This window comes from Edwardsiella piscicida, assembly GCF_021733145.1.
Taxonomy (GTDB): Bacteria; Pseudomonadota; Gammaproteobacteria; order Enterobacterales; family Enterobacteriaceae; genus Edwardsiella; species Edwardsiella piscicida.
In genome coordinates this window covers 3556875-3568729 of the sequence record NZ_CP090968.1, presented here as the reverse complement: position 1 = coordinate 3568729, position 11855 = coordinate 3556875, and the positions used below count along the sequence as shown (strand labels likewise).

The window sequence follows — 11855 nt, the reverse complement described above, 5'->3', positions numbered from 1 at the left end:
ACTCGGCCGGTTTGAGGCCTGCGGGCGCCGCCGACGCGGCGGCGGGCCGTCAGCAAATTTTGTGTGCGGAGAGAGAGTTTGCGAGTCAGTCGTTCCTTAACCATAAAACAGATGGCGCTGGTCTCCTCGGTGGCGCTGGTGATCGTCTGTATCTTCACGGTGATTCAGCTGTTTCACTTTGTGCAGCAGCGTAAGGATGACTATGGCCAGCAGATGCAGAGTATTGCCCAGTCGGTGCGCCTGCCGCTGGCCGACGCCATGCTGAACATGGATGTCGCCAAGGCCCAGCAGATCCTGGACGGCCTGCGCGCGAGCGGGATCCTGGCGCGGGCCGATATCGTATTGCCCCATCATGAGGTACAGGTGCTGCGCGGTCACTTTCCCGCGGCACGCCCCGTGCCGCGCTGGGCGGGGCGGCTCTTCCACCTGCCGCTGCAGCTCTCCACCCCGCTGTATGGCGTGGATCGCGGCCGCGCGACGCCGGATCATCCGCTGGGCTATCTGATCCTGCAGGTGGACTCGTTCCGCCTGTACCGTTTTATTCTCACGACCTTCGCGACCATGGTGTCGACCTACCTGCTGCTGGCGCTGATCCTGACGGTGGCCGTCAGCTGGTGCATGAACCGACTGCTGGTACATCCGCTGCGGGCGCTGGCGCGCGAGCTGCGCAGCATGCCGCTGGAGGCGCCGCACTACCATCAGCTCCCCCTGCCGCCTCACCACAGCGATGATGAGCTGGGGCTCTTGGTACGGACCTATAACCGTAATCAGCAGGCGCTGGAGAAGACGCGCCAGACCATGAGCCAGCTGTCGACGCGCTATCCCCAGACGAACCTTCCCGGTCAGGCGCTGTTTGTGTCGCTGCTGGAGCAACAGTGTCAGGCGGAGCGTGAGGGGCAGTGCGTGATGATGGTCAGCATCCCGACCCTGCAGGAGGCGATGGGCGTGTTGGACGGCGGGCAGCGCGATATGCTGCTGATGACGCTGGTGGAGCGCCTGCATGAGGGGACTTCGCCGGCCAGCCTGCTGGCGCAGGCGAGCCAGGACGGCTTTTTGATCCTGGCGCGCGATGCGGCGCGCCCGAGCGACGCGATGCAGCAGGCGCAGCGTTTGATGAGCCTGCTAACGCAGCCGGTGACCCTGGACAATCTGGCGCTGCGGCCAACGGCGGCGATCGGGATCGCGATGCGCCGGCCGTCGCTGGAGACGTCTGAGGCGGAGTGTGAGCTTAGCCCGACGGAGCGGCTGCTGACGCAGGCTCGCTCGGCGCTGAATATGGCGCTGACGGACGGCAAGAATCGGGTGCTGTTTTTTGAGCCACAGCTGGCCGAGCGCGTTAAGGCGCGCCTCACCCAGGAGAATGAGATTCTGAACGCGCTGCGTCAGGGCGATTTTGAGCTGTACCTGCAGCCGCAGATCGATCTGCGCAGCCAGCGGCTGGCGGGGGCGGAGGCGCTGATCCGCTGGCATCGCCAGGACGGCGGCTGCAGCGAGCCATCTCAGTTTATTCCGCTGGCCGAGGAGCAGGGCGGCATTGTGGCGCTGGGCGAGTGGGTGCTGAAAGAGGCGGTGCGGATCTTGGTCGACTGGCAGCGCCGGGGGCTGACGATACCGCTGTCGCTGAATGTTTCGGCGCTGCAGCTGGTCGACGCCCGCTTTGGCCAACGCCTAGAGACCCTGCTGCAGCAGCACGCGATCTCAGCGCAGCGTCTGCATTTAGAGATTACCGAAACCGCCTACATCAGCGATATCCGCAGGGCGGCCGATACGCTGGACCGTCTGCGTAACCAAGGGGTGCGCGTGGCGCTGGATGACTTCGGCATGGGGTATGCCGGGCTGAATTACCTGCGTCATTTACCCGTCGATATTCTGAAAATTGATAAAAGCTTTATCGATCAGATCCCGTTGGACGGTGCGCTGGTGCGCATTGTCGGCTCGATTGCCGAGGTGCTCTCCCTGGACGTGGTTGCGGAAGGGGTGGAGACGCAGGGACAGTGTGACTGGCTACTGGCCAACGGCATTCACTATGCTCAGGGATACTTCTTCTCGCCGGCGCTGTCCCAGCGCGATTTTCTGGCGAAGTACCCCGTAGCCGCGGCGGCGGCCCCCTCCGTTTAGCGCAGACGATATCCCTGCTAGCAATATGGATAACTCTTGCAGGGTCTTATGCGTTTCAGCTCATAGAATTGATTAAATAACTTTTATAATTGAAATACTGCGTTTCCATATTGTTAACTTGATGTTACTTTCAGTCATATGCAATACCCGCCATTCGGGATGCAGAAGCTGCGCGTTCGTACCCGACCAGGAATACAAATCATGAAAAAAAGCATCTTCACGAGCCTCTATCTACAGGTGTTGGTGGCTATCACTATTGGTATTTTGCTCGGCCATTTCTACCCCGAGCTGGGTGCCCAAATGAAGCCGTTGGGCGATGGCTTTGTCAAACTGATTAAGATGATCATCGCGCCGGTGATCTTTTGTACCGTGGTGACCGGCATCGCCGGTATGGAGAGCATGAAAGCGGTGGGGCGCACCGGCGCCATTGCGCTGCTCTATTTTGAGATCGTCAGCACCATTGCGCTGATCATCGGCCTGGTGGTGGTGAACGTGCTGCAGCCGGGCGCAGGCATGAACGTCGACCCGAACGCGCTGGACGCCAAGGCGGTCGCGGTCTATGCCGATCAGGCGGCGCAGCAGGGTATTGTGGCTTTCCTGCTCGACGTGATCCCCAGCAGCGTTATCGGCGCCTTTGCCAGCGGTAACATCCTGCAGGTGCTGCTGTTTGCGGTGATGTTTGGCTTCGCGCTGCACCATCTGGGTGAAAAGGGGCAGCTGATCTTCAACGTGATCGACAGCTTTGCCAAAGTGATTTTTGGCGTGATTAACATGATTATGAAGCTGGCTCCCATCGGCGCCTTCGGTGCCATGGCGTTCACCATCGGTAAGTATGGGGTGGGGACGCTGGTACAGCTGGGACAGCTGATCCTGTGCTTCTATATCACCTGCATCCTGTTTGTGGTGCTGGTGCTGGGCAGCATCGCTAAGGCGACGGGGTTCAGCATATTCCGCTTTATCGCATACATTAAGGAAGAGCTGCTGATCGTACTGGGTACCTCCTCCTCGGAGTCGGCGCTGCCGCGGATGCTGGATAAGATGGAGAAGGTGGGCTGTCAGAAGTCGGTGGTGGGGCTGGTGATCCCGACCGGCTACTCCTTTAACCTGGACGGAACCTCTATCTACCTGACTATGGCGGCGGTATTTATCGCCCAGGCTACCAATGCCCACATGGATATCTGGCACCAGGTGACGCTGCTGGTGGTGCTGCTGCTCTCCTCGAAGGGCGCCGCCGGCGTGACCGGCAGCGGCTTCATCGTCTTGGCCGCGACCCTGTCGGCGGTAGGGCATCTTCCGGTGGCCGGGCTGGCGCTGATCCTGGGCATCGATCGCTTCATGTCGGAGGCCCGCGCCCTGACCAACCTGATCGGCAACGGCGTCGCGACGATCGTGGTCGCCAAGCGCTGCCGTCAGCTGGACGAAAAACAGATGCGAGCCGTACTCGGCGGTCGCGACAGCGCGCTGAGGGATCCCATCGCGTAGCGCCTCTCCAGCGCGGCAGCGGATGTGCGCCGCCGCGTTTCCTCCCCATTCCGCCATCGCCCCCGGCTTTTTGTTACCGGGGGTGAATGTCCGCCCCCTGCGGCTTGATGCTGTCGGGGGTGCCTTTATAATGAGCCCATCCATTTCCCACCGCGTCGTGTTACGCGGAATTTTTTTTAAGCGTTTGCGACTTTGGCCGTTTTCCGTGGTCTAACGGAACAACGCCTATATGCGTGGGCTACGCTTTTGTCCGATTTGAGTAGGGGTTCACATGCAATACACCAAATTGCGTCTGATGGTTGGTGGGCTGGCGCTGGCCATGGTCGGTACCAGCGTGCATTCTGAAACGCTACAGCCCGATCCGGCCTGGCAGGAGGGCAAGCTGCCGAACGGTTTTTCTTGGCAGATCCTGGCGACGCCGCAGCGTCCATCCGATCGTATTGAGCTACGTATGATCGTCAACACCGGCTCGCTGTCGGAGTCTCCTCAGCAGGTGGGGTATGCCCACCTGCTGCCGCGCCTGGCTCTGGCGCAGGGCAAGGGGCTTGACGCGACCGCCCTGCAGTCGTTTTGGCAGCAGGCAATCGATCCCGTGCGTCCGATGCCGGCGGCGATCACCTCGTATGATTACACCAGCTATAACCTGAGCCTGCCCAATAACCGCCCCGATCTGATGAAGGATGCCCTGCGCTGGCTGGCCAATACCGCCGGCGATCTGCAGGTGAATGCCGAGACGGTCGGTGAGGCGCTGAAAGGCAGCGACAGCCGCGTGATGGCGCTGCCCGGCGAAGCCGGCGATCCCTGGTGGCGCTACCGTCTGAAGGGCTCCAACCTGCTGGGCCATGAGCCTGGACGAACGGCGGCGGTTCCGCTGGCGCCGGCGCAGCTGAAGGCCTTTTATCATCAGTGGTATACCCCCGATGCGATAACGCTGTACGTGGTCGGCAACGTGGATGCCCGGGCGCTGAGCGAACAGATCAATCAGACCTTCGGCCCCCTGAGCGGCAAGCGGGAGACGCCGGCCACGGTGCCGGCGCTGCCGGCGCTGGCCGCGGCGCCGGTGAGCCTGATCGCCGATGGCGCCAAGCAGGATATTCTGTCGCTGGTCTGGGATACGCCGTGGCAGCCGATCCGTGACTCTCAGATGCTGCTGCGCTATTGGCGTAGCGACTTGGCGCGCGAGGCGCTGTTCTGGCATCTACAGCAGGTGCTGGCCAACAGCGCGCTGAAGGGCAGCGTGAACCTGAGCTTTAACTGCCAGGTGCAGTATCAGCGCTCGCAGTGCGCGATCCATTTAGAGACGGCTCAGGCGTCATTGAGCAAGACGCTGGCGTTTATCGCCGATGAGATGTCCGCGCTGCGCGATGATGGGATTACCCAGCCGGAGTTTGACACCCTGCTGGGGCAGAAGAACGATCAGCTGAGTCACCTGTTCGCCACCTATGCGCGAACCAATACCGACATCCTGATGAGTCAACGCCTGCGCTCACAGCAAAGCGGCGTGGTGGACATCGCTCCGGAGGCGTATCAGAAGCTGCGCCAGACGTTCCTGAGCGCGCTGACGCTGGACGATATTAACCAAGAGCTGCATATCATGCTGTCGCGGGAGCCCGCCGTGGTGCTGCGTCAGCCGCGCGGTGAGGCCGAGGAGAACGTGGGCCGCCTGCTGGAGGAGTATAACCGGGTGATGGGGCTCGGCGGCGAAGAGGCCGTCGCCGCGGAGGCGGTGGATCCGCCGTCCCCGCCAACCGCCGCGGAAAATCCGGCCCACGAGACTACGCCGCCCCAGCCGCTGGCGCAGTAAGTGCGCAGCGGTAGGTGCGATAGAACAACGCCGGCGTGAGCCGGCGTTGTTCTGTGTGGACCACCGTGGATGGTTAGGCGGGCATGACGTCGCGGGGAATGATGGCACCGCGGTGCTGGATCACCGTGCTGGCCGTCAGGTGTCCCCGGGCCGCCGCCGTCTGCACATCGCCGCCCAGCAGGCGGACAGACAGATAGCCCGCGCTGAAGGAGTCTCCGGCCGCGGTGGTGTCAATGACCTGCTCTTTGGCCAGTCTGAGCGCCGGGATCTCATCGCGCTGGGCGCCGATGGAGACCAGGCAGGCATCGGCGCCGCGCTTGATGACGACCTCGCTGACGCCAAGGGCGTGAGTACGCTCCAGCACGGCATCCAGCGGCTGCTGTCCCCAGAGTAAATCTTCATCGTCCAGCGTCAGAAACGCGATGTCGGTGCAGGCGAGCATGGCGCGATAGGCACCGCGGGCCTGCTCGACCCCCTGCCACAGGCGCGGGCGGTAGTTATTATCAAAGATAACCTTGCCGCCGTTGTCCCGACAGCGCTGCAGCAGCAGCATCAGGCGCGCACGGCTGGCGTCATCCAGAATGGCCAGGCTGATGCCGCTGAGATACAGATAGTCAAACTGCGCCAGGCGATCGCAGATAGCATCGGCTTCGACGCTCTGCAGCCAGTAGCGGGCGGCGGCATCATTACGCCAGTAGTAGAACGTCCTCTCGCCGTGCGCGTCGGTTTCGATCACATACAGCCCCGGCAGTTTATCGCTCATGCGCTGAACCAGACCCGTCTGTAGCCCCTCTTGCTGCCAGGCATCGATCATTTCACCGCTGAAGGTGTCGCAGCCCAGCGCGGTGACATAGTGCACCGATAGGCGATCGGCCGGCACCTGACGGGCCAGGTAGACGGCGGTATTCAGGGTATCGCCGCCGAATCCGCGCGTCAGATCTGCGCCTTTCTGTGACAGTTCAATCATGCATTCGCCAATAATGGCAATCTTCGCGCTCGTCATGGGAAATCAGCCCGTGGTAACCAGAGAAAATGGCCTCTAGTGTGTCGAGGGGAAATACCCTCGTCAATAAAAATAAAACAACGTTCTGTTTTTATATGATTTGGATCTAAAAACCTCCCGCAGAACGGGGGCCAGGAGCCGGCTGCGCCCGGGGTTAAAGCTTTTGTCATACATGCCGATAAACACAGCAGTACGGGAGGATATGCCCCACTGCGGGGCTCCCCGTCGCAGGGGCACAGAGGCTGCCGTTATTTAGAGATCAACGGATGGGAAATGCATGAACATTGGCAATATCGTATCCGGTGGCCCGGGAGCCGTGCCGTTGCTGCACAGCGATACCTTGGGCAGCGCCTACTGGCAGGCCTGTGAACGGGAATACACTTTTCAGCCGATTTACTCTACCTGCGGTCGCCCGCTGGCCATCGAGCTGCTAACCCAGGTGGTTCACCCGGATCAGCCGACGCGGCGGCTTTCGCCGGAGCACTACTTCGCCAATATTCCGCTGTCGCTGCGTTTACAGGTGCTGCTGGAACAGCTGCGCCTGGTACACCGCTGGCGCGCCTTTTTCGGGCAGCGCGACCTGTTTGTCTCCATCAATGTGGATGGCCAGGCGCTGCATGCGCTGCAGAAGAAGGCCGAGGCGGCGACGCTGATCGACGAACTGCCGTTTTTGCGTTTTGAGGTGCTGGAGCACGTACACGGCAGCGCGCCGATCCACGGGCTGCCGGATCTGCATCGCCTGTGGCTGGATGACTTTGGCAGCGGCCTGGCGAACTTCTCTTCGCTCATCGATGTTCGCTATGAGTTCGTCAAGCTGGATCGCGCCGTATTTGCCCTGCTGTGTCAGACCCAGGAGGGAACCGAGCTCTTTATGGCGCTGGTGGCGATGATGCGTCAGTATTCGCGCGGAGTGATTGTAGAAGGGGTGGAGACGGCTCAGGCCTGGCAGCTGGTGCAGCGCTCGGACGCCTGTGCGGCCCAGGGCTACTACCTGTCACGACCGCTCCAGTTTGAACGTCTTCCCCTATTGCCTCAGCGCTTCGCCGGCTAGTCGGTGTGCGGCGGCGAGGGATACAGCTGCGGGCAGCGATGGTCCTGAATCTCCTCAATCGAGGCCAGACTGCCGCGCCACAGCGCCCGGCGGGTTGCCAGCAGGATCAGCTGACCATCCGGCGCCGGCAGCAGCGCCAGGCCATAGGCCGCCATATTCGCACGCGCCCCGCTTAAGCGAGAGAGCAGAATAAAAGGGCTCTCCCGCGCCAGGGTTTCATTGCTCAATCGCCTTGCCCAGTAGGGATGACCATTGATCCCATTGCTGACCGCCTGCCACTGCGTGCCGAGCGTGGGATAGATTTTCCACAGCTGGGAGACGACCGCCTGACGGGTGCAGGAGAGATGAATATGCAGCTGATCTTGGGTACGTCCCGCGCGCGAGTTGATGGTCAGCGAAAGCCGACTATCGGCTATCGGTTGACCGTAACGCTGGCTTAACAGCGGGCGGCTGTACCACGCCAGCGCCATATAGTTGGGCGTCGTCGGGTTGAGCAGGTGCGGATCGTCGATGCCGCTGCTGCGGACGGTGGGCAGCAGCAGGTACTGCAGCGCGCCTCGGCGATCCTTGAGCAGGGCGTAGCCCTGACGGCGGTCCAGATAGGCACAGGGGGCGGGATCGCCGCTCGCCTGCTGGTGGGGGAGACACTGCTGGCTGACAATGCGCCACAGCGCATCGCTCTGCGGATGATACAGCAGCAGCGCGACGGCGGCGGTCAGCAGCAGCAGCGTTGCCGCAAGGCCATATGTGTAGCGGTGACGGATCTGCATGATGTTACCTGTTTACAGCGGTGTAAAATGAGGGACGCTTGCCCTATGAGAGCCGCTTGGCGCCAGACCTCGGCGTCTTAATTTATGGTGCGGATAAAGATTCTATTTATCCGCTGTATCAGATTGATGACGGCGTATTTTAACGATGAACTCTGTCGCCAGCATAGGATAATTGCATAAAAAATAGCATGAATTTACAATGACCGTTTCAATATGCGGATCCTGCTACGGTGGCCGACCAAAGGTAAAAATATGCTCGATGTTGATGTGAGTGTTATCCGGACTTTTCTGACCGTGATGGATACGCGTAGTGTGACATTGGCTGCAGAGTTGTTGGACAGCTCTACGGCGTCGATTAGCCGCGCGTTGAAAAAAATGCGTGACGCATTTAACGATCCGCTGTTTATCCGGACTAAGCAAGGGTTAGAGCCAACGGCGTTAGCGTACAATATTACGCCTAATCTGGCACAGGCATTAAATAATATTCAGAACGCCGCGAATCTAACCAACGGTATTCATCAGGGCGATCGTCGTCAGACCCGATTAAAGCTCAGCATGTCTCCGCTGCTGGAGTTTTATCTGACCCGCTTACTGCAGCATTACCATTACCCCTTTGATAGCGTGGCGCTGATGACGGAAACCCATGATGGTGATCTAACCCGGGATATCAGTCGACTGCGTTCGCGGAAAATCGATATCAGCTTTACGCCGCAGAAATATGCAGACTGGATGATTACCAATGTGCCCGTATTCGATGTACAGCCCGCGGTGCTGTGTCGGGTGGGGCATCCCCGTATCGGCCCGGGGTTTACGCTGGATCAGCTGGCGCAGGAGGACTATCTGAGCCTGACGATGTGGCCATCGCTGTTTGAGGATGACGAGGTGCTGAATCCCCATCGCAAGGCGCCGATCTACTCCAGTTCATCGCTGCTGAATCTGATGATGATGGTGGCCTCCAGCGATTATATCCTGCTGTGTGGCAAGCGGTTTGCCCAAGAGTTTGCGCGCCTGGTTGAGATTCAGGTATTGGATCACCCCCAGGGACGCTCTATGGGAACCATATATGCGCACTATCATAAAAGCCGGACGACCGATCCCTGCATTATCGAATTGATAGATATTCTACGCACCCGCGCCGGTGAGTAGCGTCCATACGCAATGAAAAAACAGGCGATAGCCTGTTTTTTCATTTCTAGATGATCCCCATCTTTTAATTTATCCATCGCCTGGCGTAACCCGTCATGGCGATGATTATTCTTATTTGTATGATTTATTATCGGAGTAGTAGAGGTAGGAAACATTATTAGACACTTAATGTTAATTATAGCTATCAATATGAAGCCCGCGCGATGCTCATTATTGACTGTTCTGCGTAGGGTTTTATGCGATTAACTCAATCACTTTTCGATTTGTGCAAAGTGTATTTTCGAAAGGGAGTGTTGTTGTGTCACGTACGGCTGATTTTAAATAGCATAATAATATGCAGTTAAACGGTATTTGATATCGCGGGTAAAGTAATAGGGATGCGTCGATAGAGGATAGCAATTGGTGCGATCCCTATATACCCGTTAGTCAAGCTTCACCATTTTGGTCAGTTTATGACGCTGATGCGCTTTGGCGGTTTTATCAGCGGCCCATAAGGGTAACTCGCCATTTTGGTATCGACAGGGATAAGATTATGCATTCATTATCAACGTGTTTATCTGAAGCAGTAATGATTAACACCGATCGCGCGGCGATTCACATTCTCTCCGGCGATGATATGTTTATTTCCGGCGTTCGCGCGCTGCTATCGCACATTGCGCCGGGAGGACAGGGCGCCGTGCTGGACGATCGACGTGAAAGGATGCTGTTTATCGATCTGAACAGCCTGAGCCACTCTCTGTTTCAGCTGGTGCGTAATTTAGCGGCGCAGTCCGGCTATCAGGCCTATCGGGTGGTGTTTTGGACCGCCCGGCAGCCCGCGCATACCCTTAATTTTCTGCGGCTGATCGATAACGCCAGCTTTATCCATAAAAAGGCGCCCCTGAGCGCTATCGAGGGGGCCCTGCGTCAGATCCTGAGCGGGCAGCGTTTCATTACTCCGCAGGTGAGACAGACATTTATGTCGTCGAATGGACCGGGACGGGTGACGGAGGAGACGTTCACCATTCTGGATAATGTGATGAGCGGAGTCCGAGTGAAGTGCATTGCGGCCAAGATGCATACGGCCGATAAATCGGTCTACAGCAAACTGCGCCAGTTCCGGGAGAAGCTATCGCTGCTGCGTAAGAGCGACTTCTTAAGCTTTATTCACGATATTTCGTAAAAAAAAAGAGCCTGCAACGCAGGCTCTGAACCACAGGATTAGCAGCTGCCCGTCGCCCGGCACAGCTGGCTGTCCAGGCGGTGGCGCTCTAGCGCCAGCTCGATCAGTCGGGTGATCAGCGCCTGATAGCCGATGCCGCTGGCCTGCCACAGCTTGGGATACATGCTGATATTGGTGAATCCAGGCAGCGTGTTGATCTCATTGATAATGACTTCATTATCTTCAGTCAGGAAGACATCGACGCGCGCCAGGCCGCGGCACTCCAGCGCCTGAAACGCGCGCAGGGCGGTATGACGGACGCGTTCGCTGGCTTCGGGCGCCATCGCCGCCGGCACGACCACCTGAGCGCCCTGTGCGCTGATGTACTTGCTGTCATAGGAGTAGAAGTCGCTGTGCAGGACGATCTCTCCACAGACGCTGGCCTGCGCTGCTTCGTTACCGAGGATGGCACATTCAATCTCACGCCCAACCACGCCGCGTTCGACGATCACCTTATGGTCGAAGCGCAGCGCGTCGGCAATCGCGCGGTGATATTCATCTGCGTTACGAACCTTACTGACGCCGACGGAGGAGCCCTGATTGGCCGGTTTGACAAACAGCGTCTCGCCCAGCTGGCTGCGCAGCGTTTCATAGTCGTAGTTGGCCTGCGTGGCGCGGGTCAGCGTGACGAAGGGGGTGATCGGCAGGCCCGCATCGCGCAGCAGGCGTTTGCACACCTCTTTATCCATGCAGGCGGCGGAGCCGATGACGTCGGAGCCGACGAAGGGCAGATTCAGCATTTTCAGCATGCCCTGCAGGCAGCCGTCCTCGCCCTGGGTGCCGTGTACGATGGGAAAAATAACGTCCAGCGAGGGCAGAGGTTCGCCGCTGGCGCTATCGATCAGCTGTCCCTGGGTCGCGCCGGGGATCACCGCCAGACGACGTTCTGAATGGTTCAGGGCGATGTGCTGTGGGTCCTGGGCGTGGTTCAGGTAGTCCTGCCCGCCGCACAGATGCCAGTATCCCTGCTTATCAATGCCGATAAGCGTTACGTCAAAACGTGATTGATCGATCGCTTCAACAATATTTTTTGCTGATTGAAGAGAAACCTCGTGCTCGCAGGATTGACCGCCGAACACAATGCCAACGCGAATTTTTGCCATTACCCAACCCGTATAACTCACCAAAAATAAAATAGGTTTTACCATATCGCTGAACCGGGTAAACGCCAACCCTTTGTCGCCGCTACCCGTGCAAATTGGCGCATTTTACCGGCGGGTGCGCCCTAAGATATGTCTGGAACGGTGCGGAGTGCGCTGAGATTGATACGCGGTTAACCT

Annotated in this window: 9 protein-coding genes; 6 read left to right on the top strand and 3 right to left on the bottom strand. The window is 58.9% G+C overall.

Features of this window, described 5'->3' with window-relative positions:
* The first annotated feature begins 78 nt into the window (after positions 1-78).
* From hmsP to L1P05_RS16230, 3 genes are all read left to right on the top strand, one after another.
* Complete coding sequence (hmsP, locus tag L1P05_RS16240) at positions 79-2118, top strand: biofilm formation regulator HmsP (protein WP_080514657.1); 2040 nt, start codon at positions 79-81, stop codon at positions 2116-2118.
* A 201-nt stretch (positions 2119-2319) separates the two neighbouring features.
* Entirely contained in the window at positions 2320-3600 is a 1281-nt protein-coding gene (locus L1P05_RS16235; RefSeq protein WP_012850176.1) for a dicarboxylate/amino acid:cation symporter, read from the top strand.
* A 271-nt stretch (positions 3601-3871) separates the two neighbouring features.
* Positions 3872-5404, top strand: a complete 1533-nt coding sequence (locus L1P05_RS16230; protein WP_012850175.1) for a M16 family metallopeptidase — start codon at positions 3872-3874, stop codon at positions 5402-5404.
* A gap of 73 nt (positions 5405-5477) precedes the next feature.
* On the opposite strand, the gene kdgK is transcribed toward L1P05_RS16230, so the two are convergent.
* A complete protein-coding gene (gene kdgK, locus L1P05_RS16225; protein ID WP_012850174.1) occupies positions 5478-6407 on the bottom strand; it encodes a 2-dehydro-3-deoxygluconokinase in 930 nt (309 codons plus the stop codon).
* 277 nt (positions 6408-6684) lie between these two features.
* Here kdgK and pdeH point away from each other — a divergent pair, with 277 nt between their 5' ends.
* On the top strand, positions 6685-7458 hold the full coding sequence (pdeH, locus tag L1P05_RS16220; RefSeq protein WP_012850172.1) for a cyclic-guanylate-specific phosphodiesterase: 774 nt from the start codon (positions 6685-6687) through the stop codon (positions 7456-7458).
* Here the strand turns inward: pdeH and L1P05_RS16215 are convergent.
* The gene (locus L1P05_RS16215; protein ID WP_012850171.1) at positions 7455-8228 is read right to left on the bottom strand and encodes a CDP-diacylglycerol diphosphatase; all 774 of its coding nucleotides are present in this window, start codon (positions 8226-8228) and stop codon (positions 7455-7457) included. The genes pdeH and L1P05_RS16215 overlap by 4 nt on opposite strands.
* Before the next feature lie 252 nt (positions 8229-8480).
* Here L1P05_RS16215 and L1P05_RS16210 point away from each other — a divergent pair, with 252 nt between their 5' ends.
* Both L1P05_RS16210 and L1P05_RS16205 read left to right on the top strand, forming a co-directional pair.
* Entirely contained in the window at positions 8481-9374 is an 894-nt protein-coding gene (locus L1P05_RS16210) for a LysR family transcriptional regulator (RefSeq protein ID WP_034168641.1), read from the top strand.
* 568 nt (positions 9375-9942) lie between these two features.
* On the top strand, positions 9943-10536 hold the full coding sequence (locus L1P05_RS16205) for a response regulator transcription factor (protein ID WP_012850169.1): 594 nt from the start codon (positions 9943-9945) through the stop codon (positions 10534-10536).
* A gap of 38 nt (positions 10537-10574) precedes the next feature.
* Here the strand turns inward: L1P05_RS16205 and ddlA are convergent, their stop codons facing one another.
* The gene (gene ddlA / locus L1P05_RS16200) at positions 10575-11678 is read right to left on the bottom strand and encodes a D-alanine--D-alanine ligase (RefSeq protein WP_015683503.1); all 1104 of its coding nucleotides are present in this window, start codon (positions 11676-11678) and stop codon (positions 10575-10577) included.
* Positions 11679-11855 lie beyond the last annotated feature (177 nt).

Bases quoted from the DNA above. Each gene is read 5' to 3' on its own strand.
- L1P05_RS16205 (WP_012850169.1), top strand. From the start codon at position 9,943: ATGATTAACACCGATCGCGCGGCGATTCACATTCTCTCCGGCGATGAT.
- L1P05_RS16235 (WP_012850176.1), top strand. From the start codon at position 2,320: ATGAAAAAAAGCATCTTCACGAGCCTCTATCTACAGGTGTTGGTGGCT.
- ddlA (WP_015683503.1), bottom strand. From the start codon at position 11,678: ATGGCAAAAATTCGCGTTGGCATTGTGTTCGGCGGTCAATCCTGCGAG.
- kdgK (WP_012850174.1), bottom strand. From the start codon at position 6,407: ATGACGAGCGCGAAGATTGCCATTATTGGCGAATGCATGATTGAACTG.
- pdeH (WP_012850172.1), top strand. From the start codon at position 6,685: ATGAACATTGGCAATATCGTATCCGGTGGCCCGGGAGCCGTGCCGTTG.
- L1P05_RS16210 (WP_034168641.1), top strand. From the start codon at position 8,481: ATGCTCGATGTTGATGTGAGTGTTATCCGGACTTTTCTGACCGTGATG.
- L1P05_RS16215 (WP_012850171.1), bottom strand. From the start codon at position 8,228: ATGCAGATCCGTCACCGCTACACATATGGCCTTGCGGCAACGCTGCTG.
- L1P05_RS16230 (WP_012850175.1), top strand. From the start codon at position 3,872: ATGCAATACACCAAATTGCGTCTGATGGTTGGTGGGCTGGCGCTGGCC.